Origin of the sequence: Marnyiella aurantia (assembly GCF_014041915.1) — a bacterium.
Lineage (GTDB): Bacteria > Bacteroidota > Bacteroidia > Flavobacteriales > Weeksellaceae > Marnyiella > Marnyiella aurantia.
This window is the reverse complement of sequence record NZ_CP059472.1, coordinates 1,194,587-1,221,018: the sequence shown is the minus strand read 5'-3', so window position 1 is coordinate 1,221,018 and position 26,432 is coordinate 1,194,587. Positions and strand designations below refer to the sequence as shown.

General features: G+C 42.7%; 20 protein-coding genes. 11 read left to right on the top strand and 9 right to left on the bottom strand.

The features are described from left to right. Window positions 1–51 precede the first annotated feature (51 nt). Window positions 52–1,122, top strand: a complete 1,071-nt coding sequence (locus H1R16_RS05580; RefSeq protein WP_181887946.1) for an NAD(P)-dependent alcohol dehydrogenase — start codon at window positions 52–54, stop codon at window positions 1,120–1,122. A gap of 297 nt (window positions 1,123–1,419) precedes the next feature. Beyond that, window positions 1,420–2,085 carry a hypothetical protein gene (locus H1R16_RS05575; protein WP_181887945.1) on the top strand — a complete coding sequence of 222 codons (666 nt, stop codon included), beginning with the start codon at window positions 1,420–1,422 and terminating at the stop codon, window positions 2,083–2,085. A gap of 217 nt (window positions 2,086–2,302) precedes the next feature. Here H1R16_RS05575 and H1R16_RS05570 read toward each other — a convergent pair whose 3' ends face one another. After that, window positions 2,303–3,481 carry a hypothetical protein gene (locus H1R16_RS05570; protein ID WP_181887944.1) on the bottom strand — a complete coding sequence of 393 codons (1,179 nt, stop codon included), beginning with the start codon at window positions 3,479–3,481 and terminating at the stop codon, window positions 2,303–2,305. Between the two features lie 200 nt (window positions 3,482–3,681). On the opposite strand from H1R16_RS05570, the gene H1R16_RS05565 reads away from it, so the two are divergent. From H1R16_RS05565 to H1R16_RS05555, 3 genes are all read left to right on the top strand, one after another. Beyond that, a complete protein-coding gene (locus H1R16_RS05565; protein WP_181887943.1) occupies window positions 3,682–4,455 on the top strand; it encodes a hypothetical protein in 774 nt (257 codons plus the stop codon). A 296-nt stretch (window positions 4,456–4,751) separates the two neighbouring features. Next, window positions 4,752–5,939: a tellurite resistance TerB family protein gene (locus H1R16_RS05560; RefSeq protein ID WP_181887942.1), complete on the top strand. Its 1,188-nt coding sequence runs from the start codon at window positions 4,752–4,754 to the stop codon at window positions 5,937–5,939. A gap of 23 nt (window positions 5,940–5,962) precedes the next feature. Further along, window positions 5,963–6,523 carry a hypothetical protein gene (locus H1R16_RS05555; protein WP_181887941.1) on the top strand — a complete coding sequence of 187 codons (561 nt, stop codon included), beginning with the start codon at window positions 5,963–5,965 and terminating at the stop codon, window positions 6,521–6,523. Window positions 6,524–7,262: 739 nt separating this feature from the next. Here the strand turns inward: H1R16_RS05555 and H1R16_RS05550 are convergent. From H1R16_RS05550 to lpxK, 4 genes are all read right to left on the bottom strand, one after another. Continuing rightward, a complete protein-coding gene (locus H1R16_RS05550; RefSeq protein WP_181887940.1) occupies window positions 7,263–7,577 on the bottom strand; it encodes a DUF3467 domain-containing protein in 315 nt (104 codons plus the stop codon). Window positions 7,578–7,709: 132 nt separating this feature from the next. Further along, a complete protein-coding gene (rpoC, locus tag H1R16_RS05545) occupies window positions 7,710–11,975 on the bottom strand; it encodes a DNA-directed RNA polymerase subunit beta' (RefSeq protein WP_181887939.1) in 4,266 nt (1,421 codons plus the stop codon). Between the two features lie 90 nt (window positions 11,976–12,065). Continuing rightward, complete coding sequence (gene rpoB / locus H1R16_RS05540; RefSeq protein ID WP_181887938.1) at window positions 12,066–15,902, bottom strand: DNA-directed RNA polymerase subunit beta; 3,837 nt, start codon at window positions 15,900–15,902, stop codon at window positions 12,066–12,068. 448 nt (window positions 15,903–16,350) lie between these two features. Beyond that, the gene (lpxK, locus tag H1R16_RS05535; protein WP_181887937.1) at window positions 16,351–17,376 is read right to left on the bottom strand and encodes a tetraacyldisaccharide 4'-kinase; all 1,026 of its coding nucleotides are present in this window, start codon (window positions 17,374–17,376) and stop codon (window positions 16,351–16,353) included. A 105-nt stretch (window positions 17,377–17,481) separates the two neighbouring features. Between lpxK and truA the strand changes: the two genes are divergently transcribed. The 4 genes from truA to H1R16_RS05515 are packed head-to-tail and all read left to right on the top strand — an operon-like array spanning window position 17,482 to window position 20,549. Further along, window positions 17,482–18,225, top strand: a complete 744-nt coding sequence (truA, locus tag H1R16_RS05530) for a tRNA pseudouridine(38-40) synthase TruA (protein ID WP_181887998.1) — start codon at window positions 17,482–17,484, stop codon at window positions 18,223–18,225. Beyond that, window positions 18,226–18,567 carry a hypothetical protein gene (locus H1R16_RS05525; protein WP_181887936.1) on the top strand — a complete coding sequence of 114 codons (342 nt, stop codon included), beginning with the start codon at window positions 18,226–18,228 and terminating at the stop codon, window positions 18,565–18,567. It abuts the gene before it with no gap. Between the two features lies 1 nt (window position 18,568). Continuing rightward, window positions 18,569–20,332, top strand: a complete 1,764-nt coding sequence (locus H1R16_RS05520) for an ABC transporter ATP-binding protein (protein ID WP_181887935.1) — start codon at window positions 18,569–18,571, stop codon at window positions 20,330–20,332. Further along, window positions 20,322–20,549: a hypothetical protein gene (locus tag H1R16_RS05515; protein ID WP_181887934.1), complete on the top strand. Its 228-nt coding sequence runs from the start codon at window positions 20,322–20,324 to the stop codon at window positions 20,547–20,549. Before H1R16_RS05520 ends, H1R16_RS05515 begins: the two co-directional genes overlap by 11 nt. A gap of 389 nt (window positions 20,550–20,938) precedes the next feature. Here H1R16_RS05515 and H1R16_RS05510 read toward each other — a convergent pair whose 3' ends face one another. The 4 genes from H1R16_RS05510 to H1R16_RS05495 are packed head-to-tail and all read right to left on the bottom strand — an operon-like array spanning window position 20,939 to window position 25,026. Beyond that, a complete protein-coding gene (locus tag H1R16_RS05510) occupies window positions 20,939–22,030 on the bottom strand; it encodes a DUF3810 domain-containing protein (protein ID WP_187350478.1) in 1,092 nt (363 codons plus the stop codon). Next, a complete protein-coding gene (locus H1R16_RS05505; protein WP_181887933.1) occupies window positions 22,002–23,771 on the bottom strand; it encodes an MFS transporter in 1,770 nt (589 codons plus the stop codon). Before H1R16_RS05505 ends, H1R16_RS05510 begins: the two co-directional genes overlap by 29 nt. 33 nt (window positions 23,772–23,804) lie before the next feature. Further along, a complete protein-coding gene (locus H1R16_RS05500) occupies window positions 23,805–24,536 on the bottom strand; it encodes a lysophospholipid acyltransferase family protein (protein WP_181887932.1) in 732 nt (243 codons plus the stop codon). Between the two features lie 31 nt (window positions 24,537–24,567). After that, complete coding sequence (locus tag H1R16_RS05495) at window positions 24,568–25,026, bottom strand: GtrA family protein (protein WP_181887996.1); 459 nt, start codon at window positions 25,024–25,026, stop codon at window positions 24,568–24,570. 211 nt (window positions 25,027–25,237) lie between these two features. On the opposite strand from H1R16_RS05495, the gene H1R16_RS05490 reads away from it, so the two are divergent. After that, window positions 25,238–25,480 carry a hypothetical protein gene (locus H1R16_RS05490; protein WP_181887931.1) on the top strand — a complete coding sequence of 81 codons (243 nt, stop codon included), beginning with the start codon at window positions 25,238–25,240 and terminating at the stop codon, window positions 25,478–25,480. An 82-nt stretch (window positions 25,481–25,562) separates the two neighbouring features. Then, window positions 25,563–26,426, top strand: coding sequence for a BadF/BadG/BcrA/BcrD ATPase family protein (locus H1R16_RS05485; RefSeq protein WP_181887930.1), 864 nt, complete (start codon window positions 25,563–25,565; stop codon window positions 26,424–26,426). Window positions 26,427–26,432 lie beyond the last annotated feature (6 nt).

The window sequence follows — 26,432 nt, the reverse complement described above, 5'->3', positions numbered from 1 at the left end:
GTTTTTCCTTTCGTTAATTTTGAAGATAAATCACATTAACAATCAACAATAATGAATACTAAAGAAGTAAAAGCCTACGGTACCGAGGCCAAAGATAAAGATCTGGAGCAAATGACCATCCTGCGCCGCGAAGTTACCCCTACTGATATTGAAATTGAAATCTTATACTGCGGAGTTTGCCACAGCGATCTTCACACTGCACGAAACGACTGGGGTGGTACAGTTTATCCTGCTGTGCCCGGTCATGAGATCATTGGTAAGGTGGTTTCCGTCGGTTCGGATGTAACAAAATTCAAGATCGGAGATCTTGCGGGAGTCGGTTGTCTGGTAGATTCCTGCCGCGAGTGCGACAGCTGCCGTCAGGACTTGGAACAGTACTGTCTGAACGGATCTACAGGTACCTACAACAGTAAGGATCCTTTCATCACCGGACAAAGGACCTACGGCGGCTATGCCGAAACTGTAGTAGTAGACGAAGCCTTCGGTCTGCATATTCCTGAAAACCTGGATCTGAAAGCCGTAGCTCCATTGCTTTGTGCCGGAGTCACTACGTGGTCACCACTGAAGCACTGGAATGTAAAAGAAGGCAGCAGAGTGGCGGTTGTTGGTTTGGGTGGTCTTGGACACATGGCTATAAAGCTGGCTAAAGGCCTTGGTGCAGAAGTGACACTTTTTTCCAGGACACCGGATAAGATTCAGGACGCGTTGGATTTGGGCGCTGATGCTGTAATCATTTCAACTTACGAACATGAGATGAAGGAAGCCGCCGGACAGTTTGATCTGATTATCGATACTGTACCTTACGATCATGATATTAATCCTTATATCGCTACGCTGAACATCAGCGGAACTTTAGTACTCGTGGGTTATTTGGGGAAAATGGAAGACATGCTCCATACTGTTCCGCTAATTTTAGGTCGGAAATCCGTAGCAGGTTCCGTTATTGGCGGAATTAAGGAAACTCAGGATATGCTGGATTTCTGCGGCGAGAAAAACATCCTCCCGGAAATTGAAATGATTAAGATGCAGGAAATTAATGAAGCTTATGAACGTATGCTGAAAAGTGATGTTCGCTACCGTTTCGTAATTGATATGCAAAGCCTGAAGAGACAGGTTGGTTAATGTTTAGAAGCCAGGGGAGCCATTTCGCAGTTCTGAATCCCAAAAGTAAATAAGAAACAGAGGAATCCGGGCAAATGTTTTTGCTGAAACGGATTCCTTTTTTTGACATGTACCCAATAGGATACAAAGTAAAAGGTGTTAACAGATGCCGTACAGCACCCATCCAGAGTGCTTGTCTTCCTTACAAAGGTTTTTTTCGTCTGCGGAGTCATAAAGTTGTTTCCCTCAGGGTTTTAGGGTTTGTTTAATGGTAGAGTGGATATATTATTGTTGTAATTTTACTTGAAAATACACAAGATGAAACCATTACTGTTTTTACCGCTGCTGTTGGTCATGAGTTATGGACTGGCACAGAATCCGCCGAAAACTCAAATGTCAAAACACGTGGATGCAGCTGCCGCACTCGCCGGAAGTTTGATAAAAGCACTTAAAAAAGAAAAGAAAATACCTGGCACCAACACCAAACCTCCTGTGCCAGCACCTTCCAAAAGTTCTGAAGCGCCATCTGTTTCGGAGGTCGGCCTTAGTCCTGTAGCCCAGAAACTGTTCCACGGCGTAGCCTCAAAGCTTACCAATGACGGGAAGAACAAGGTGGCTGCCGCAAGCAAATTCGCTGTTTCCAAATCCGATAAGAATCTGTTCTCTTTTGAAGGGGACGATGAAGCCCCTTTTGCCGTTGAAGTAATCGTGACCGATTTGAATGATGACGGTACGGAGGAAATCATATTTCAGTGGGGAAACAGTTATTGGAGCGGGCAGGCCGGTACCAGTTGCCTTTTGCTTGTTAAAAATCCCAAAAACGGTTCCTATGAGCAGAATTTAGGATTTCCGGGAATCGCCGAGATTCGCGATACCAAAACCAATGGCTACCGCGACCTGCTGATCGGTGGTCCCGGCTTTGAGTTCCCGGTGTATAAGTGGAATGGAAAAAGTTATGAGCAGAAGGGAACGGTGAAGCAGTAATGCGGCATTATCATTCCGAAGGAATCTCCGCAGGGATGCTTAGGCTACTCCCAACCACGGTTTCAGCATGACAAAGCGGCGTTTTCACTTTGCAGACCACCCCGTCCGCCGTGGCGGACACCCCTCCGGAGGAGGGGAATCGCGTAGCGCTTGACCAACCTTGTCAAGGTTAAGTCGTTTAAAAGCAGAGATGCTTTGGCTGCGCCGAACCACGGTTTCAGCATGACAAAACAGCATCCTTATGTAAAGTAAGTTGTTGCTCAAAAAAACTGAAACGCGTTTCTTCAACCAAATGGTTCAACTTAATAAGAATTTTACGTCGGTCTTTCGGTTCGGAGAATTCCAGTTCCACGAGATAGAAAATAATGGAATAGTATTTTTCCCAGCCAAAACCCAGGTTATCAAGATTTACGGTGCGTAAATATTGTAAAGATCTGTTTCTATCACCAGCTTTTTGATTGGCGCAGGCACACAGAATTTTCCACACCTCATCATGCGTCCGTTTTCTTTCGCCGGGAATAATACTCTGATCCGTGCTGCTGCGGTGAAACGTATTGTGGTCAACTAAAAACAGCATTTCTTCTGTTCTGTCGGTAAAGATGAGCAGTTCCAGGACTGAGTATTCAAAGCTGCATACAGAGGCCTGGGAAGCAGAAATATATTGCTTCCGAATGGATCTCATCTCTTCAAATGTTTGAGTGAACAGGCTTTCATTTCCAGTAAAATCTGCATAATGCAACATAATACCGTATTTAAGACCTGCAGGTATAACATGGACTTCCTTCGTAAGCTCTGTGGCTGCAACTATCTGGTGCAAAAACTGTAGCAGTTCCGTGTTTTCCTGCAGGAATGCGCTTTTATAAAGAAATCCATAGGCAAATATCTTGGCTTCATTACTATTGTTGTACTTTAAATAGGATAGGAAATACTGCGAATAGACTGTTCCGAGCATATCGCGCATTGGATGGTTTTCCATAAAATACTTTCGCACCATCGGGAAGGGCATCATACGGTAATGCGTGGTGATGAGCAGCTCCGGTGAATCTGCTATTTGGCGGCAGAGATGTTCGCTTTTCTGCCAGAAGTCTTTTCCGCTGTCTTCGTCTGATCCAAAGAATATTTCCAGTTCGCTGCTACCACACAAAAGACGGAAATTCTCATAATCTTTATATCCACAAAATTTCGACAGGATGTCTAATGTGAAAATACTGGTTCTGGATGTAGTTTTTATCAACCCAAAAAAGCGGCGAAGCGTCTGGCTGCTTACAACTTCATTAAGGTTTTCTTTCAAAGCGTGTGCGAGATTCTCGCAGTCTGTAGCAGTACAGATTTTTTTCCCAAACTGCTCAGTTACCCTTGTCTGCAATTGTGTTACAATGCCTCTTTCTCTCTTCATACTTTTAAATGGAGCCCGAATATAGGAATTTACAGCAAGAGATTGTACAGAATTGTACAGTAAGTAGAATGTTAAGATGTGTTAATTTAGGACCGAACACAAATGATGAGAAATAATCTGTACCCGGAAGTTGAAGGTCACGCTTTGGCGGAGAGAGGAGGTAGATTTGCGACGAACCTGTTGAAAAAATTTGACCCATTATGTATAATTTACCACAAAAATCTGTTAATCTTTTAGCCCACATTAATAACGATCTTGGAATTGATATTACAAAATATAAAAATGGCGAAGTTATGGGCAAAGTTGCTGATCTTATGCTGATTCAAAATTATGCATTATCTTCTATGTATAAACCAATTCTGCTGTCACTGGCTATATACATCTTTGGCTTTTTTGTCCTGAGTTTAGAAATTGTAGGGTTTTTCGTCTACGGCATCGTGGGCTTAGTGGGATTTTTTCTAATTGGACTGCTTTATGGAATAATTAAATTGCTTTCTTGTCTGAAGAATGATTTACTTTCAATCACCCATTTCGCTCTAGATACCACACAACTGATGATTTCGGATTTTAAGACTGCGAGCAATACTGTAAGAGATGACATAAAGAATCCGATAGGTCTCGTCTTCGAAGGGGCAATTGCCGCATTTGTATCACCCTTTGTCACAACGCAATGTAGAAGAATTCCTCTGGCGGGCAATATTCTGCTTTCGGGCAGTGATAAAATATTGAACGGTGTTGTGGCCAACTTAAAAAAGCAGGAGAACAAGTACGACTTTAAGAGCAAATTTGCAGGAACTACACAAAGGATTTCCGAGAGAAGTAGTGGAGTTGAAAGCTTTCTATCCACCTTTTCTAGTAATGTCAACCGTGTAGTAGGAACCAGCTTTCGACTCATTCAACTTCCGTTTAGGTTTGCGTTGATAGGCTTGATCTGCTTCATGTTTATATTTATGGTATGTGTTTCTATTTTTTAATACTAAATAATCTTTAAATGGCAAGTTTTTATTGTGAATACTGCGGAACTAAGGCGTCCAGCATTTCAAGTCTAACTGCAAGTTCCTGTCACCGCCATCCTCTCGGTGCCGGTAAGGGTAAACATAAACTCTATGAAGGCAGTGAGAAAGCGAAATATAGTTGCAAATACTGTGGAACTTCTGCCTCGACCATTTCTAATTTATCTTCAAACTCGTGTCATAGACACCCGGCTGGTGCGGGAAAAGGAAAGCATGGGGTGGCATTGTAAAAGTTTAAATTAAAAACAAAAACAATTATGAGTGAATTAATTTCATGGGACAATTTAATGGAAAATTCTCTGAAGCTTCCTGGCATTAAAGTTAACCGAGATGAATATCTAAAAGATGTTTTCCGTTCTTATGGTGACATTTCCACCCTGTCCGAACGACGACCAGTGGATGTCTTCGGTGATGTGATAATTGATAAGGTTGCTAAAGCTTCAATAAACAAACATTTATTAGGAGTTACGAGCGCATCAGCTGCTGCTGGCATTCCAGGGGGATTTGCTATGTTGGGAACCGTTCCCGCCGATTTAGCACAGTATTATTATCATGTGGTAATTATTGCACAAAAATTGGGGTATATCTATGGGTGGCCTGACCTATTAGATGAAAAACAGCAATTTAGTGAATCATCTCGCAATATCTTGACATTGTTTGTAGGTGTTATGCTCGGAGCTGGAGCCGCAAATAAGGCTGTTACGGAGGTCGGAAAAAAACTTTCTATGCAAGTGGCAAAAAGATTGCCGCAACAAGCTCTGACGAAAACTGCATACTATCCAATAATAAAACAAGTAGGTAAATGGATTGGAATGAAAGTAACAAAAGAAACCTTCGCAAAAGGTGCGTCAAAATTTATACCTGTATTAGGTGGAGTTTTATCCGGAGGTCTTACCTTTTTTACATTTAAGCCAATGGCAAACAAGCTTCATGCTAAATTAAAGGAAGATGCAAATTCTTATAATTTCTATGGCAGTGCAGGCGCACAAGACTCAAGAACAGAATCTGATTATGAAGATGTCCAATACGAAGATTTTACAAATGGGAGTGAGGAAGTGAAAATTAATATTGAGTTTGTGAAAATTCAAGCACTAATTAATATTGCTAAAATTGATTTTGAACTACATAATCAAGAAATTGAATTCATTTCAAATCTTGTTGAAGATTCTGAATTATGCGATGATGAGAAAATGGCTCTTGTGGGACAGCTACACTCAAAAGACCTAGTGGAAATAGATTTGTCAATTTTTCTAGGAAATGATTTATATGCTTTGACTCTAATTGAAAGCTTGGCTTCTCTCATTAAGATTGATGGTATTATAAAGTCGGTTGAAAAAATTTATTTTTATAAGATTGCGAGAGAATTGGGCTTCACGCGAGATGACGTATCTGACATGCTCCAAGAGGAAATTGTACCAGATGATATAACCGCAAGACCAGTTTGATATTATAAAGCTATCACAAAACCATGCAAACGTCCACCTACCTCCCTTGGATTGGACCCAACTACGGTAAATCCGAACTCGGGAAACTACTTATCATCGGCGATTCGCATTATTTCAATAATGATGAGCCGGAAAATTTAGCTGACTTTACGAAAGCCCAGATTGCGGAATTGGACGACATTTCCAGCAACTTCCATAATAGGATTATCCAGATATTCGTGCATCAGAAACATTCAGACTTCTGGCAGAAAGTTGCGTTTGCGAACGGCATCCAAAGTGCCTTTACATCAGCAAACCAAGTTCCGACAAAAGCTGAAAAAGACCGTGCAGAATTGGCCTTTAAGGAATATCTGAATAGTGTGAAACCGGATAAAGTTGTTGTTTTCTCGAGCCGGTTGTGGGAGCATTTTTTTAATAAACCAGGCTGGGGAACCCATCTCGGGAAAATCGATGACCGATGGAACATTCGTGAACTTGATTATGATGGTGGGAAGTGTACTGCTTTAGGAATTTATCATCCTTCCGCGCATGGATTTCAGACGGCAAACTTTAAAGACGTTATTCAACGATTTTTAAAATATTGAGGCTTGAAGTAAACCGACTTACTTTGGCGGTATGCACACCTATATTTGTGCTATAATTAATACTTCAAAAACAGGCAGAATGCAGGAAATTACGCGTCCATCAGATAAAGGTTTTCAGGAAGTCTCCATTTTAATGGTAGTGTTCAGTATTCTGCCGCTTATAGTGGTTGTGGCTGATTCAGTTAACGTATTGTCACTATCTGCTCATTCTGATCTACTGATAATGGCAGTCCTTGCATTTATAAATCTTTTGTTTGTTTACACCCGGGGTGCACTTCGGTTTTATGTCGGGTATCGGCTTACGGAACGGATTTACAATCTTTTCCTATTTGGGTGGTGCACTTATTTGCTGTATTATTTATTTGACCTGCTGATTTCTAAAATTCTCATACAATAACCATAAACACAAATGATGAGGAGATTCCCGTACCTTAAGAGGTGCGGGTTTTTTTTATTTGAATTGTTAATTTTGGATTATTGATTTTGGATTTGTGAGATAGGTTTGTGATAAGTGGGTGTAGACAAAGAACGAAAAGTTGTTCGCGACATTTTAAAATTTGGTAAGAGTGGTTTTAGAAACCTAAACCCTAGCCCTGATCGCAGCGGCATCCTTTTTTGGTGGCTGAAGCACCTGAAGGGACCAAAAAAGATATAGCGGAGAGCAGGTTCCCGGCTCCTAATAGATAAAAATCCCGGCTCATTACTGAACCGGGATCTTTATTGTAAAAACGTGGGTGGCTTATGCCTGAACGTTATTGTTCTGTCCTAATACGAAAGGCTCAACTTCTTTGATTTCGCCGTACTGCTGCTCGTAGTTTGCGATGTTTTGCTGAAGTGCAGAAAGTACTCTCTTTGCATGCAGAGGTGCAAGGATCACTCTAGATCTTACGTTTGCCTGCTGTACACCCGGCATAAGCTGGATGAAGTCCAGTACGAACTCAGAAGGTGAGTGGTTTACCAATGCTAAGTTACAGTATACACCTGCAGCTACCATTTCGTTAAGGTTAATGTTGATGTTGTTTGGGTCCTGATTTTGGTTTTGGTTGTTGTCCATTTTATTAGTTTAGATATTAGATGTTAGACTTTAGATGTTAGATGGAAATTTGAGGTTAGATTTAGAAGACCGAATATACTACAAATGTAGTAATGCATCTGATTTCTAAAATCTAACCTCTAACTTCTTATTTTAGTTGATATCCTCAAACTCCTTGCGGGATCCTACGATAACGTTCTGATAATCCTTAAGACCTGTACCTGCAGGAATTCTGTGTCCTACAATTACGTTTTCTTTCAGGCCGGTCAGATAATCCACTTTTCCGGATACTGCCGCTTCGTTCAGCACTTTTGTAGTTTCCTGGAACGATGCTGCCGACATGAATGACTTCGTTTGCAGTGCCGCTCTCGTGATTCCCTGAAGAACCGGAGTTGCAGTTGCAGGAAGAGCATCACGAACCTCAACAAGAGTCAGATCCTCGCGCTTAAGCTTGGAGTTTTCGTCTCTAAGTTCTCTGGCAGTAATCATCTGTCCCGGCTTCAATTCCTTGGAATCTCCCGCTTCAGTCACTACCTTAAGTCCGAATACACGGTTGTTCTCCTCCAGGAAGTCGAATTTGTGTTCTAAGGCTCCCTCCAGGAACTGGGTATCGCCACCGTCCACAATCTCTACTTTCGTCATCATCTGACGTACAATGATCTCGAAGTGCTTATCATCAATCTTCACACCCTGCAGACGGTATACCTCCTGAATTTCATTCACCAGATATTCCTGTACTGCTGTAGGTCCTTTGATTTTCAGGATGTCATCCGGAGTTACAGAACCGTCGGAAAGTGGTGACCCTGCAGTTACAAAGTCATTTTCCTGTACCAGGATCTGCTTGGAAAGTTTAACAAGATAAATCTTTCTTTCGCCTGTTTTAGCTTCCACGATAAGTTCGCGGTTACCTCTTTTGATCTTACCGTAAGATACCACACCGTCAATCTCGGTTACTACCGCTGGGTTGGATGGGTTTCTGGCTTCGAAAAGTTCAGTTACCCTAGGAAGACCACCGGTAATATCACCCGCTTTCGCAGATTTTCTTGGGATCTTGATCATAACCTTACCGGCTTTAATCTTTTCACCGTCGTTTACCATAAGGTGGGCACCTACCGGAAGGTTATAAGCGCGCTGCTCAACTCCTTTGGCATCTACTACCTTCAGTGTTGGTACCGCTTTCTTATTACGGGATTCAGAAATTACCTTCTCCTCAAATCCGGTCTGCTCATCAATTTCCAGCTGGAAGGATACACCCTGAATAATATCTTCGTACTCTACCTTACCGGCAGATTCTGCAATAATTACCGCGTTATATGGATCCCACTTCGCAATTACATCGCCTTTTTTCACCTTATCGCCCGGCTTCACCAGTAATTCGGATCCGTAAGGGACGTTGGTAATCATAAGTGGAGTTCTAAGTTCATTATCGGCTACCAAACGGAATTCAGTAGAACGTGAAACAAGGATCTCTGCCTTCTTGCCTTCTTCATTTTCAGAAGTTACTGTTCTAACCTCGTCCATTTCCACGATACCGTCTCTACGTGCAACAATGGATGGATTTTCGGAAACGTTACCCGCAGTTCCCCCCTGGTGGAAGGTTCTAAGTGTAAGCTGGGTTCCCGGTTCACCAATGGACTGAGCACCGATTACACCTACTGCTTCACCCATGTGAATTGGCTTACCTGTTGCCAGGTTACGTCCGTAACACTTGGCACAGATTCCCTTCTTGGTTTCGCAGGTAAGTGGTGACCTTACTTCTACTGTTTCAATACCTGCTTCTTCAACAAGTTTAGCTAATGCTTCGTTGATGATGGTATCGGCATGAACTAAAAGTTCGTCAGTTTCCGGATGGTACACATCGTGCAGGGAAACCCTACCCAATATTCTCTCGGAAATTCTTTCAACGATCTCATCATTTTTCTTCAGCGGAGAAACTTCTGTACCTCTAAGAGTTCCACAGTCATCCTGAGTAATGATCACATCCTGAGCAACGTCTACAAGTCTACGTGTAAGGTAACCAGCATCCGCCGTCTTAAGTGCGGTATCTGCAAGACCCTTACGTGCACCGTGGGTAGAGATAAAGTACTCCAGGATGGACAGACCTTCCTTAAAGTTTGCCACAATCGGGTTTTCAATAATCTCGGCACCTGTAGAACCGGCTTTTTGCGGTTTCGCCATCAGACCTCTCATACCTGAAAGCTGACGGATCTGCTCTTTGGAACCCCTTGCTCCGGAATCAAGCATCATATAAACCGAATTGAACCCACCCTGGTCGGTTTTCATCCTGCTCATAATCATCTCTGTTAATCCGGCGTTGGTGTTTGTCCAAACGTCAATTACCTGGTTATATCTTTCTGTATCTGTAATTAGACCCATATTATAGTTGGCCTTAATTTCATCAACATTCTCAACAGCTTGTGCAACCATCGTTTTCTTTTCTTCCGGGATCACGATATCACCAAGGCTGAACGAAAGTCCACCGCGGAAGGCGTTATCATAACCAAGGTCTTTCATATCGTCCAGGAAGCGCACCGTGGTTGGGAAATCCGTATCAGCCAGTACTCGGCCAATAACGTTTCTCAGCGACTTCTTGGTTAGGAGTTCGTTAATGAAACCTGACTCCTTAGGTACGATCTGGTTGAAAAGAATTCTACCTACAGTTGTGTCTATCAGTCTTGTTACGATCTCACCGTTTTCTTTAACAGGAAGACGGCATCTGACTTTGGCATTAAGTGAAATCTGACCTTCAGCATATGCGATTTCTACTTCTTCCGGTGAATAGAAGGCAAGACCTTCACCTTTCACTTTCATTGTATCCGTAGAGTCTAACTGCTTGGTCATGAAATACAGACCCAATACCATGTCCTGAGAAGGTACCGTAATTGGGGAACCGTTTGCAGGGTTAAGGATATTCTGAGAACCTAACATCAAAAGCTGAGCTTCCAAAATAGCCTCAGGGCCTAACGGTAAGTGTACCGCCATCTGGTCACCATCAAAATCCGCATTAAATGCCGTAGTAACCAATGGGTGAAGCTGAATAGCTTTTCCTTCGATCATCTTTGGCTGGAACGCCTGGATACCGAGTCTGTGAAGAGTAGGTGCCCTGTTCAGAAGAACCGGGTGGCCTTTCATTACATTCTCCAGGATATCATAAACAACAGGTTCTTTTCTGTCGATGATTCTTTTTGCTGATTTTACAGTCTTTACAATTCCTCTTTCAATCAGTTTTCTGATGATGAACGGCTTGTAAAGTTCGGCTGCCATATCCTTAGGGATACCACACTCGTGAAGTTTCAGGTTTGGTCCTACAACAATTACCGAACGCGCTGAGTAATCCACACGCTTACCAAGTAAGTTCTGACGGAAACGTCCCTGCTTACCTTTCAGTGAGTCGGAAAGAGATTTCAGTGGTCTGTTGGATTCCGATTTTACAGCAGAAGATTTTCTGGTGTTATCGAAAAGTGAATCCACAGATTCCTGAAGCATCCTTTTTTCGTTTCTAAGGATAACTTCCGGAGCTTTGATTTCAAGAAGTCTCTTCAGACGGTTGTTACGGATAATTACCCTTCTGTAAAGGTCATTTAAGTCGGAAGTTGCAAAACGTCCTCCATCCAGAGGAACCAATGGTCTCAGTTCCGGTGGTATAACAGGAAGAACTCTCATTACCATCCATTCCGGACGGTTAATCATTCTTGTGTTTGCTCCTCTTAAAGCCTCAACAACATTCAGACGCTTAAGGGCTTCAGTTCTTCTTTGCTTGGAACCTTCGTTATGCGCTTTATGTCTCAGATCAAAGGAAAGCTCGTCCAGTTTGATTCTTTTCAGAAGCTCTTCTACAGCCTCGGCACCCATTTTCGCGAGGAATTTATTTGGGTCAGCATCATCAAGGTACTGGTTATCCGGTGGCAGTGTTTCCAGAACATCAAGATATTCCTCTTCTGTAAGGAATTCCATAGGATCGAAATCAGAACCGTCGGCTTTTTTGGCAATACCCTGCTGAATTACCACATACCTTTCATAGTATATGATCATGTCCAGCTTCTTGGACGGCATCCCTAACAGGTATCCGATTTTGTTCGGTAAGGAACGGAAGTACCAGATATGAGCGATAGGAACTACCAGATTGATATGTCCAATTCTCTCTCTACGTACTTTTTTCTCGGTCACTTCAACACCACAACGGTCACAAACGATACCCTTATAACGGATTCTCTTATACTTTCCGCAGGCACATTCGTAATCCTTCACAGGTCCGAATATTTTCTCGCAGAACAGACCGTCCCTTTCAGGCTTGTGGGTTCTGTAGTTAATTGTTTCGGGCTTCAGGATCTCTCCCCTGGATTCCTGCAGGATAGATTCCGGCGATGCAAGACCGATGGTGATTTTATTAAATCTACTTGATTTATTTTTATTTGACATTTTTTATTGTTTAGATTTAAAGATTAAAAGATTTGAGATCAGAGACTGTTTAATGGTAAAAAACAGGTCTCCTGTCTGTACGTCTCTTGTCTATTCTTCTAGTCTTACATCCAGACCCAGACCCTGTAATTCATGCAGCAATACGTTGAATGATTCAGGAATTCCCGGTTCAGGCATAGCCTCACCTTTGGCGATGGCTTCATATGTTTTTGCTCTACCAATTACGTCATCCGACTTCACAGTAAGGATTTCCCTAAGGATATTGGATGCACCGAATGCTTCAAGAGCCCAAACCTCCATCTCACCGAATCTCTGTCCACCAAACTGCGCTTTACCACCTAATGGCTGCTGCGTAATAAGTGAGTAAGGTCCGATTGAACGTGCGTGCATCTTGTCGTCTACCATGTGACCCAGTTTCAGCATGTAAATGATACCTACTGTAGCCGGTTGGGAGAATCTCTCGCCGGTACCACCGTCATACAGGTAAGTACTGCCGTATTTAGGAAGGTTAGCCTGCTCTGTATACTCTGTAATCTGATCCAGTGAAGCGCCGTCGAAGATTGGTGTGGCAAACTTAAGCCCCAGTTTCTGACCGGCCCATCCAAGTACAGTTTCATAGATCTGACCAATGTTCATACGTGAAGGTACCCCAAGTGGGTTCAGTACGATGTCCACAGGTGTTCCGTCTTCCAGGAACGGCATGTCCTCCTCGCGAACGATTCTGGATACAATACCTTTGTTACCGTGACGACCTGCCATCTTATCACCAACATTAAGCTTACGCTTTTTGGCAATATAAACTTTAGCAAGTTTCATGATACCTGCAGGAAGTTCATCACCAATGGAAACTGCAAATTTCTCACGGTTCTTGATACCGGCGATGTCGTTGAACTTGATCTTATAGTTATGGATCAGTTTGCGGATAAGGTCATTTTTCTCATCATCAACTGTCCAGCCTGCACCACTGATGTTCACATAATCTTCAATGGAAGTAAGAAGTTTGTGGGTGAACTTAACGCCTTTTCCGATAACTTCTTCTTCCAGATCGTTATTTACTCCCTGAGAAGTCTTACCGTTTACCAGTGAGCCCAGTTTTTCGATAAGTGTATTTCTAAGGTCATCAAACTTCGCTTTGTAGCTGTTTTCGATTTCCTCAAGCTTCAGTTTTTCTTCAGCTCTTTTCTTCTTATCCTTGATGTTTCTGGAGAAAAGCTTCTTGTTGATTACAACACCTCTAAGAGAAGAGTCAGCTTTAAGGGAAGCATCTTTCACATCACCCGCTTTATCACCAAAGATTGCTCTAAGTAATTTTTCTTCAGGTGTTGGGTCGGATTCACCCTTTGGCGTAATCTTACCGATCATAATGTCGCCAGGCTTCACTTCAGCACCGATCCGGATCATACCGTTTTCGTCCAGGTCTTTTGTAGCCTCTTCGGAAACGTTAGGGATATCTGCTGTAAGTTCTTCCATACCCAGTTTGGTATCACGGACTTCCAGTGAATATTCATCTACGTGGATAGAAGTAAACCAGTCTTCACGAACGATTTTCTCGTTGATAACGATCGCATCTTCAAAGTTGTATCCTTTCCATGGCATAAATGCAACAGTAAGGTTACGTCCAAGTGCAAGCTCGCCATTCTCAGTAGCGTAACCATCGCAAAGTACCTGTCCTTTTTCCACTCTTTCGCCTACTCTTACGTTAGGTCTCAAAGTGATGGTCGTACTTTGGTTGGTCTTTCTGAACTTAGTCAGTTTATAAGTCTTAACTGAAGAGTCGAAGCTTACAATATCTTCATCTTCACTTCTTTCATAGTTAATAACGATTCTGTCAGCATCTACATACTCAACAACACCGTTTCCTTCTGCATTGATCAGGATACGGGAATCTTTAGCAACCTGCTTCTCCAGACCAGTACCTACAACCGGTGCTTCAGGCTTCAACAGAGGAACTGCCTGACGCATCATGTTGGATCCCATCAGCGCACGGTTCGCATCATCATGCTCCAGGAATGGAATAAGTGACGCCGAAATACCAGAAATCTGGTTAGGTGCAACATCAATAAGGTCTACCTGGTTACCTTCCACTACAGGATAGTCACCGTCCAGACGGGCAATGATTCTGTCAGTTTCAAAAGTACCGTCGTCGCTTAGTTCAACGTTTGCCTGTGCAATAACTTTGTTCTCTTCGTCTTCCGCATTCAGATAGATAGGTTCGGACTTGAGGTTTACCCTTCCGCCTTCTACTTTTCTGTATGGAGTTTCGATGAATCCTAAATTGTTGATCTTGGCATAAATACCCAAAGAAGAGATCAGACCGATGTTTGGTCCTTCAGGAGTTTCAATCGGACAGATACGGCCATAGTGCGTATGGTGAACGTCACGAACCTCGAAACCCGCACGTTCTCTGGAAAGTCCACCAGGTCCCAGGGCTGAAAGTCTACGCTTGTGCGTGATTTCAGATAGTGGGTTGGTTTGGTCCATGAACTGTGAAAGCTGGTTGGTACCGAAGAAGGAGTTGATAACTGATGTTAACGTTTTCGCGTTTACAAGGTCAATAGGCGTAAATATTTCGTTATCTCTAACGTTCATTCTCTCGCGGATTGTTCTTGCGATACGGGAAAGACCCACACCGAACTGTCCTGCAAGCTGCTCGCCTACGGTTTTAATCCTTCTGTTGGAAAGGTGGTCAATATCATCAACCTCCGCCTTGGAGTTTACAAGCTCAATAAGGTGTCTTACGATAGCAATGATGTCCTCTTTTGTAAGAACTTCAGTTGTATCAGGAATGTTAAGACCCAATTTCTTGTTCAGTCTGTAACGTCCTACTTCACCTAATGAATATCTCTGCTCAGAGAAGAACAGTTTCTCAATAATACCTCTTGCAGTTTCCTCATCTGGTGGATCTGCATTACGCAGTTGACGGTAGATGTATTCTACGGCCTCCTTTTCGGAGTTGGTAGGGTCTTTCTGAAGGGTATTCTGGATAATGGAGAACTCGTTGGAGTTTTCCTTGTGGATCAGGATCGATTTTACACCTGCTTCCAGGATCATATCGATATGCTCTTTTTCAAGAACAGTTTCCCTGTCCAGGATAATCTCGTTTCTTTCGATAGAAACTACCTCACCGGTGTCCTCATCTACGAAATCTTCAAACCAGGTATTCAGTACTCTTGCGGCCAGTGTACGTCCCTCCACTTTCTTAAGTGCGGCTTTGGAAACTTTTACCTCTTCAGCAAGGTCAAAGATTTGAAGGATGTCTTTATCAGATTCGAAACCGATCGCTCTAAGAAGCGTTGTTAATGGTAATTTTTTCTTACGGTCAATATACGCATACATTACGTTGTTGATATCCGTAGTAAATTCCATCCATGATCCTTTGAAAGGGATAATTCTGGAATAGTAAAGTTTAGTACCGTTGGCGTGGTAGGTCTGTCCGAAGAACACACCCGGCGAACGGTGAAGCTGAGTTACAATTACACGCTCGGCACCGTTAATGATAAAGGAACCGGACGGTGTCATATAAGGTACAGGTCCTAAATAAACATCCTGGATAACCGTTTGGAAATCTTCGTGTTCAGGGTCGGTACAGTAAAGTTTTAGTCTCGCCTTCAATGGAACAGAATAGGTAAGACCTCTTTCCACACATTCGTCAATTGAATAACGTGGCGAATCTACCAGATAGTCCAGGAATTCCAGTACGAACTGGTTGCGGGAATCGGTAATCGGGAAATTTTCCTGAAAAGTCTTGTACAGACCTTCACTCACTCGGGATTCAGGAAGCGTGTCCAGCTGGAAGAAATCCTTGAAGGAAGTAATCTGTACATCCAGGAAATCAGGTGCTGCCACACGGCCCTTTGCTGTAGAAAAGTTAATCCTTTCCTTAACAGCTAATTCCGCAGCGTTTTTTGTAGCTTTAGATTTACTCATAAAGTAATAAAAAAAAGTGTTGGGTTAAAAAATATTTTGTTGTTCACAAAAAATATTTAGTAAGTTTGGCAAGAGAAGCGGGGGGGTAAGTTATCCGTTACAATTACTGGCTCCCGGTCGGTTCCTGGCTCTTACTAATTGCAACACCGGTATATCTTTTCACGGAGTAGTGCAAAATATTTTTTACTTTCCTTAATTGGAGATCCGAAATCTCAAAAGACTTAAAACGCCGAAATCCTCCATCACCACAGGTGAAAGAGAAAAGTCTGGATATGTTTTTAAGGCTTTTGGAACAACGGATAACTTCAAAAGGGAGTGCAAATGTACGATTTAATTATCTAATGTACAAACCTTTAGAGCGTTAAAAATATTGTGAATGTTTTATCGGGCGCCAACTTTTATCTGCTGAAAAGATTACCGGATAGACTACCTTTTCCCTTTCTCACATTTAGTTGTTCCTTACGTAATTCAAAACTGCCTGATTGAAGTCTTCGCGCTTGTCTATATTCACGTTGATGGGCCAGTAAAAGACCAGATCCCTCAGCACATCGAAAGTCTTCAGCCGCACGAAATCTTTTTCAGTAGTCAGGATCAGGCGGTATTCTCCCAGTTTTTTATACTCCGTCATAATCTTTTTGATGTCCTCTTCCGAAAAATCATGATGGTCTTTAAACTTCAGGTGTTTTACGCGCTGCGAAAATTTTGCCAGGTGCTCTGTAAGCGGTTTCGGATTGGCAATTCCTGTGATCAGGAGAACATCATAATAAGCCAGATTGTTATCAGGAATCGACTTATCCAGTGAAAATACATGTTCATCATAGGAAATAGACGAAAAAAATACTTTCTGGTAATGTTGCGGGCGGATTCTGGAAATAAAATACTGCCTTTTCTCGTCAGTAAGTTCAGCCGGACACTTGGAAACGACGATGATCTGTGCTCTTGAGGCGCCGCTGCGGCTTTCCCGAAGGTCACCTGCAGGCAGGATATGATCTTTAAAATAAGGATCGTTATAATCCGTCATCAGAATATTAAAGCCGGCTTTTATCGCCCGGTGCTGGTACGCATCGTCCAGCACCAGAACTTCCAGGTCCATATCCTCAATGATTTTTTTTGCACCCGGAACCCGCTCTTCCGAAACACCGATTACAAAGCGGTTCCTGAACCTCTCGAAAAGCTGCATGGCCTCGTCGCCTACAATTTTGTAGTTGCTCTCGTAATTCACGATGGCGTAGCCTTTGGTCACCCGTCCGTAACCGCGGGACAAAACTCCGGTACGGTAGTTTTTGGACAGCAGATCGGCCAGATACATTACCATTGGTGACTTGCCGCTGCCACCTACCGACAGGTTGCCAACGTTGATGATTGGGGTGCGGAAGCGTGTAGACTTTTTGAGGCCTATGTTATATAAGGTATTGCGGATTCCCGTACCAAGGTGATAAAGCAGGGAAAAAGGGTAGAGGTACCATCTTTTCATACCGCGCAAAAATAGACAATTTTAAGAGTTCTTTAACTAATTTACCCATGACTTTTATTCAATCTCATTTGGAATGATTTCTATATTTTTGCAGCGTAATTTTAGATTTTGAGGTATTTTATTGAGTTTGCCTACCACGGTAAAAACTATTTCGGTTACCAGGTCCAGCCAAATGAAATTTCGGTCCAGCAGGAACTCGAAAAGGCGCTGACTACCATGTTACGTGAACCAATAAAGAGCACGGGCGCCGGCCGTACCGATACCGGAGTGCATGCCAGACAGATGTTTGCACACTTCGATACGGAAAGGAAAATCCCAGAGGACTTTGCATACAGACTCAACAGTTTTCTGCCGCCTGATATTGGAATTAAAAGGATTTTCCCGGTTGCAGATGATCTTCATGCCCGATTCAGTGCTACCCACAGGACTTATGAATATTACATTACTTGCGAAAAAGATCCTTTCACCCAGGATTCTGCCTGGCAGCTATGGCGACGCAAACTTGACATTGTAAAAATGAATGAGGCCTGTAAATTCCTTTTTGAATACGAAGATTTTACAAGTTTTGCCAAACTGCATACCGACAACAGGACTAACAACTGCAAAATTTATAAGGCATTTTGGGAGCAAACTGCTTCCGGCCTTAAATTCACAGTTTCAGCAGACCGTTTTTTAAGGAATATGGTCCGCGCCATCGTAGGAACTATGGTAGAAATTGGCGCAGGTAAAATTGAACCCAAGCAGCTCCGCACTATTATTGAAGGGAAAAACCGTAATTTGGCCGGAACATCCGCGCCGCCACAGGGACTTTACCTTGTAGAGGTAGGATATAACTTAATTAATCAATAAATGCTTGGAATTTTGATCATTTTCGCTGCCTACCGTTACTATGCCTCATTGGCTGGTAGATTTAAAAAAGTGAAATGGCATTATGGCTTGCTGGGCATTGGTGTTTATATAGGAACACAGTTCGTCATTGCTTTTGTTTACGGACTATACACGGCTATTACTGACCCTGACACCATTTATGAAAATTCCTTCACGAGTTATTCTTTGGTGGATTTTGTAGGTTGGGTGATTTCCATCGGAGCCGTTTACGGTATCTATATGCTGTTGGAGAAAAAGTTTAAAAAAGAAAGGGAAGCACCTTTGTCCGAAATAAGCGAGATAGGAAAGTCTGAGGTATATTAAAATGAAGAAACAAACCACGTGGCAAATTATACAGCGGCTGTTCCGGATCGGCATGAAGTTTCGGTCGTGGTTTATCCTGACGCTGATCATCTCCGTAATCCTGTCGGTAATTTCAACTTACCGGCCTTATCTTACAATGCAGATCGTAGATACCGACATAATTGCTCTGGGCGACCGCGAGCAGATGATGAAGCATATCTACATCCTGATCGCACTGGTTTTTGGCGAATCAATTCTGAATTTCTTCCTTGTCTATTTCTCAAATTTCATTTCCCAGAATGTCATTCGTGACATTCGCGAGAGACTTTATGAAAAGCTGATTTACTTTCGTACTGCCTTTTTCGACAGGACGCCCATCGGGCAGCTTGTAACGCGCGCCGTAGGCGATGTTGAAACCATTTCCACTGTATATACAGACGGTTTCCTTATGGTTTTTGGAGATATTCTCCGGATTGTATTTGTACTGTTCATGATGTTTCAGGTGGATGTAAACCTGAGTTATATTTCCCTGGCTATATTGCCTTTAATGGTGCTTATCACCAGATTCTTTCAGAAAAGATTAAGAAAAGCCTTCAGCGACGAACGTACCTGGACATCTAATCAGAATTCCTTTGTGCAGGAAAGACTCAGCGGTATGACGCTTGTTCAGGTTTTTAACCGTCAGGAAGCCGAGTTTAAGAAATTCGACGAAATCAACATTACTTTAAAAGCCGCGCTCCTCCGGACCGTATTTATATTTTCCCTTTTTTTTCCTGTTGTCGAGCTTATATCTTCACTGTTTATTGGGTTCATTCTTTTTTATGGCGGTTATGTAACCATTACAGCTGGTAAAGTAATCGCGTTTATACAGTTCATTTCAATGCTTATCCGGCCGCTGCGGCAGATTGCGGACCGTTTCAATAATATCCAGCGTGGGATTGTAGGTGCCGAAAGAGTTTTGGGAATTATGGATGAAGATGATGCCTTGCCTAATGACGGTAAAGTCACCAAAGATCATTTTGACGGACGCATAGAATTCCAGAATGTCCATTTTTCCTATGACGATAAACAGGAAGTACTGAAAGGAATCAGTTTTAAAGTGAGTCCCGGCGAGACCGTTGCGATCGTAGGTGCGACGGGCGCGGGTAAATCTACTATTATCAGTCTGATCACCCGGCTCTACGATATTAATTCCGGCAAGATTCTGCTGGATGATGTTGATCTGAAGGAATACGAACTCTATAACCTGCGGAGCCATGTGGGCGTGGTTCTGCAGGATGTTTTCCTGTTCCATGGCAGCATTTTCGAGAACCTTACCTTTGGTGACGGTACCATCACAATGGAACAGATCCGGAAGGTAGCTGAGGAAGTAGGTGTGCACGACTTTATTGAAAGCCTGCCGGGTGGTTATGAATATGTAGTAAGCGAACGCGGCTCATCCATCTCGCTGGGCCAGCGCCAGCTGTTATCTTTTGTACGGGCCTATCTTTCAGACCCGAAAATCCTGATTCTGGACGAAGCTACCTCTTCTATAGACCACGAAAGCGAAAAACTTATTCAGCGGGCTACTGAGAAAATTACCAAAAACCGGACTTCCATTATCATTGCGCACCGGCTTTCTACTATTGAAAAGGCCGATAAGATCATTGTGATGGATGGTGGAAGGATTGTAGAAGAAGGTAAACATATGGATTTGCTGCGGCAGAACGGTTATTATGCCACACTGTACAAATCGCAGCTGAAGCATGAAGTGGAAGAATCAGAGAAATCAGAAGATGAACAATAGTATTTTTGACGAGTTCCAGGAGTTTAAACATGAACTTAAGAAACTGAATATTGAAGTTCTGAACATCGTAAAAGTAGGCAATGGCAGCATGGATTTTCATGAAATCCAGTATCGCTCGCCACGCTATGATGAGGTAAAAAGCGTATACATTCACCGCCAAAAACTGGACGAACTTTTGCAGCAGTTCAGGGAGGCATACAGCAGGGAAATCCTCTGATTATAAACAAACCCAGATTTGCCCGTGCAGTTGAAACTCAATTCTGTAAATCCTGTTCTCATTTGAAATAAAAAACAAAATTGCATCTGCTCAGCTTTTTTTTCATGTTTATTTTTATAGGATATCTTTATCCTATTTAGGAAGTTTGAGAACGTATGCCATAAATTAAACACTATTGACGCGCTGGGTCAAAATTTTCCCGAAAGGTAATTGATTGATAGATAGTCAACTGTTAAACAAAAGGAAAAATCAATCAATAAATAGTTGGTGGGTTGGCCAAATAGTTATACTTTTACAGGGCTTTCAGGAGGCTTGTTCTCCGAAGAGGCAATAAATTTTTTTTCATCATTTGTGTTTTTTGAACCGCTTCGCAAGAAGCGGTTCTTTTTTTAGGATTTTGTGCGGTTTGCTGTTTCAAAACGCACGAGCAGATTTACGAAATACGAATAGGTTACCGCACCCTCCTGACGGTTCGATTTCAGAAACAGATCATTGGTTATTCCAAAGAATTCCTCCAGCCACCCCTCATGCTTTTTTCTGAACGACAGTTCTGCCGTACGGTCGCGCTGCATTGCCGGCGAATAATTTCGAAGTGTTTCTTTAACAAACCCCGGGTCAGATTCTGCCAGGGCATTCAGTAAAGATTTCAGAACAAAATATTGGGTGCTGTATTTAAGGTCGGCATCACTGGAGTTTTTGCCTGTTAGAAATGCAATAAAGTTGGCCTCCTGCTCGCGGGCAAATCCCAACTGATGCGCATGCTCGTGTGCCAGGGTAAATGGCAGGTAGGTAGAAGGCAGCTCCGGATTATACTGAGCCTCTGCCGTGAACGGGTTATAATACCCCTGAATTCCGGTATAACTGATAATACGGCTGTAGAGACTCGGTTTAAATGATGAGACTGAGGTTCTGTTCTCCTTATTATTATAGAACAGACCGTCATTCTGAACTTCTGTAATCTGCTGCTGAAGTTTCATCAGGTCATAGACTTTAAAAACACCATTCTGGTCCTCCATAACTTGTTCTCTGCTTTCGCGGCAAAGGTCTAGATAGTGTCTGGCAAAACTTTTTAGTTTTTCATCTGTAACTTCCACTTCAGGTAATCGGTCACTTATTGGTTTTTGAAAATACAGCATGCCCCACCAGATATTATAAGTGAAGTAAAGGATGTTAAGCAGTAAAAGCAGTAACAGTTGGGAACGCCTCCTCTTGCTTTTTTGGCTCACACCCAAAATGATGATCCCAAACACTATTACAAGGACAATATATAAAATGTCTCCCACAGAGAAATCAGGACCTGAAAAGAAGAGCTGATGATATTGTTTCTGCCAAGCAAAAAAACTCTCAAAAACGGAAACCGCCCTGTCTGATAGTGAAAGGAGGTAAAACAGAACAGCTTGGGCAAGTAAAATACCTGCCCAAAACCTTCTTTTATAATATGACTTTAGATTTTCAGTGTGCACGTTCGGTTTCCAGATCATCAACATCTATACCCTGTTTTTGCAGCGCTTTTTTGGCCAGATAGGCAAAAACGGTGATGTACACGAAACATAAAACGGGTATAATATAGGAACTGTGAATGCCGATAATATCCGACAGTTTACCTTGCAGCGGCGGAATGATTCCGCCACCCAGGATCATCATAACAAGGAAGGCGGAACCCTGCGCGGTATATTTTCCAAGTCCTGTAATCGCCAGAGCAAAAATGGATGGCCACATAATGCTGCAGGCCAGTCCGCCGGAAAGGAACGCATAGATAGCAATGTTTCCGGTAGTCAGTAAGCCAATGACCATTGCAGTAATACCGAATACGCCAAAAATAATAAGCGTAAGTGCCGGTTTGTTCTTGGTAAGAAGGAACAGAACGATTTGGATGAAAACACAGATCACATAATAATAGAGGTGCGACATGTCCTTTTCAGCAATGGTGTTAATGCCGATTATCACCAGAAAGGCGATCAGCGGAACCACGATCGTAGCGGCAATCTGCTGCTGCTTGCTTAAGTTGAATACGCTTATGGCGCCAGTCCATCTTCCGATCATTAAACTTCCCCAGTACATTGAAATATAAGGTGCCAGATCCGAAGACTGGTGGCCGCCGAATTCCGGAAGGCTCAAAAGTTCGCCTAAATTACTTCCTATCGCTACTTCCACACCCACATACGCCAGGATTCCCAGCATGCCCAGCACAAGCTGTGGGTACTTCATGGCGCCCCAACCTTCGGGTTTTGCCTTAGATCTTACGTTTGCGAACACAAGACAAAGAACCACTGCAAGTAAGGCGCCTGTCAGGTAAATCATCCTTGTTCTTTCCAGCGGATGTTTTATGGTCTCCATTTCTGCAGTCTTTGCAGCTATTTCATTTGCCAGATCATTGCGGTCTGTGCCGGAAGGCTCGGTGGTGATACTGTTGGTCATAGCAGCAATTTCGGTATTGAGTACTTCAATCCTTTTGGCCGAATCTGAATTGTAGCTGGCAAAAACGGGGATAAAACAGATGATCACCAGCAAAGTCATGATGATGAGGTTCGTCCTTGCTTTGCCTGCTTTCTCCATAGGTTCGTTAATGATTCCTGCAGGAAGTTTTTTCGAGAAGTAAAATATTCCGGCTGCAATCAGGAATAGTGCGCCTACTGCTGTGTACAGCAGGATCACCTTGTCCAGTGCGAGGTGTTTAATCTGGTCATCATCCACTGTGGCAGTAGTTCCGAAAAGTGCCAGGCCTACGATAATAGGACCTATGGAAGTACCGAAGGAATTAATTCCGCCCGCCAGGTTTTGCCGACTGGCACCTGTTTTAGGGTCGCCCAATAAAATTGCAAAAGGATTGGCCGCGGTTTGCTGAATGGAAAACCCAAGTGCCACCACAAAAAGTCCGATGAGCATACCATAATAAACATTGCTCTTCACTGCAAAAATCATGATAGCGGCACCCACAGCCGAGAGCAGAAGACCATACACGATGCTGTTCTTGAATCCCCACCGACCGATAATGTCAAATCCCTTCAACGTGCTGCCTATAAACAGTACCAGCGCGCCCAGGAAATAGGCTGTGTAAAATGCAAAATCAATAAGCTGTGACTGAAACTGATCCAGCGAGAAGTAATTTTTACAGAAAGGTATGAAGATGCTGTTTCCGGCAGCGATAAATCCCCAGAAAAAGAACACCAGAATCAGGGTGTACAGCGCGGGATAATTGGTGGGTTGGTTTTTTGAAGACATATAGTAGTGGTTTCTTTTAACAAATATAAATTATTATTGTCTTGAATAATGCTGCTCAAGGGTACTTTTGATTTCGCGGAAGCATCCTGATTTCATTTCGTTTACTGTAGTTGGCTCCAGAATCTTGTTGAGGTATACCGACACCTTACCGGGATGTCCTTTTCCATTGTCGAACGGGAACATTTCCCTAAGCCCTGCAAAGGTGTAAACAGCGATTGGGAAGTCATGTTTCGTAGAGAGGATAAATGCACCGTCTTTAAATTCGTCCAGGATAATCTTCGGGTCTTCGGCCACACCGCCTTCAGGAAAAATAACGATGTTCTGCCCGTGGCGCATCTTTTCGGCGGCGCGGCGGTACACATCAGCGCGGCTTTTAGGACTTTTCCTGTCTACCAGGATGGCAATACGCTTATATAGGATCCCGAAAATTGGGATTTTGGCAAGTTCAGCTTTCCCAATAAAACAGACCGGATGCTGGCGGTGCAGCACCGTCATCAGCATAATATCAATAGTAGAAGTATGGTTGGCGATGAATATATAATTTCGGTCTTTGTCCAGTTTTTCTTTTGTCTTTCTGATAAGACTGTACCGGAAGCCCATTCCAAAAAAAACCGTGACGCAGAAAAGCCACATGAACACATACGCATATTTAAAATCCTTCTCGCGGATGGAGAGCAGTAGAACGGGAATACAGAAAAGTACGATAAGGACGAAGGCAAGCAGGATAAACCAGCCGCGCCAGATATAGTTCAGGATACGGGTCATATGATTGCGTAAAGGGCCAAAAATAGGAATTTTATCCGTTGAAGATCACCCTTTTTTTTACCGAATAATTTATAACTGAAACCAAACCGATTGCCGCAATCTTGCTGATCATAATGGGACTCAGTGTGTAAAAGCCAAGATGAAGGTTATCGCGGAATACAAAGTAGTAGAAAATCTGGAACACCGTTAAGCTCAGGATGGTGGAGAAAAACGAAACAAACATAAAATAGGCGAACTCCCGCTTTTTGGAATGTTTGCCGCGTTCAAAAACGAACCAGATGCTCAGGAAGTAGTTGAAGAAGATACCGCAGGTTGTGGAAAGTACATTGCTCAGCGGGTAGTGAATTCCAAAGATATTCTGTTCCCAGGAAAGTATTTGGGGCAGGGAAATACTGAAAAGTTTGAAACTTCCAATCTCCACAACTGCACTTGCACCACCTGCAATAATAAATGATAATACCTGTTTTTGTTTCAACAGCAGTTGCTTCATCATGTTTCGAAAAGTACAAATTTACTAATAATGTTAAATGTTTTAAAATTGTGTTAAACTATTTTTTTGCGTTGCTATTCTTTCTAACTTTAATTTTTCATAAGGCGGGCTGCGTTCATAATTATTTTATTATCAATGTGTTGATAGTAGAGTTTTAGCAAACTGCAGCGCTACCGTTTCGCTGATAAATCACTAACTAAGATTGACTGCAATGAAAAAAAATAGTCCATACAGAAAATTCCAGAGTCAGAAGGATAGGATAGCTGTCCTTGAGAAAACGAATCCGCGTTTCAAAAGAGTGTATGATGAATATGAAGTTCTTTCTGAAGAACTCTGGAAACTGGAGACCACCGAAGGCACAAGTATTCCGGATGATTTCATAAATTCATTTAAGATCCAGACCACCTTCCTGGAAGATGAAATAAAGTCCTGGCTTGTGGAACGTGCGGGTTGAAGTACGAGGTCCGGAATCCATCATACTGCTACATCATAAATTTATTCCTATTTTAGCGCTTCGTTTTCCTAAATGATGAAATATGATAGCTATAGTTGATGGCGGTTCTACCAAATGCGACTGGGTTGTATTGGATAAATTTGGAAACCTATTCCTGAAAACCGAAACCACGGGCTTTAATCCGAATATGATCAGTCCCGAACTTATTGTTCAGGAGATTGAGAGAAATCAAAACCTTCTCACTGTTAAAGACAGTATGCAGAAGGTTTTTTTCTATGGTTCGGGTTGTGGGGTAGCCGAAAATGCCGCTGTTGTGGACAAAGAACTTCAGAAGGTTTTCCGCAACGCGGAAATACTTGTAAAGGAGGATCTGACCGCTGCTGCGTACGCGGCCTATAATGGCAGGCCGGCAATAGTCTGCATTCTGGGAACCGGCTCCAATTCATGTTATTTTGACGGTACTTCGGTGCGTAGGGAATTACCATCACTGGGCTTTCTGATTGGAGATGAGGGTAGTGGAAGTGCAATGGGAAAGCACCTGCTCAGAAGATTTTTTATGAAAAAGCTTCCCCACGACCTTCATATTAAGTTTCTGGAGCGTTACCAGCTTACGATCGAGGTGGCGCTGAAACATATGTATCACAGTCCGCGCGCCAATGCTTACCTGGCGGAATTCAACAAATTCGTGGTAGAGAACAAATCACATCCATATTTTCAGAACATGGTTTTTGACGAAATGAAAAACTTTCTCGATTATCAGGTTCTGCCTTATGAGGAAGCGAACAGTGCCGAAATTAATTTTATAGGTTCCATAGCCTATTATTATGAGGATATTCTGCGCGCAGCTGCTGCAGAGCTAAACCTCAAAGTGGGAACCGTAGTTCAGAAACCTATAGAAAGTTTGGTGGAGTACCATAAAAAATACCTCCTTCCACAACTTCATTAATATATT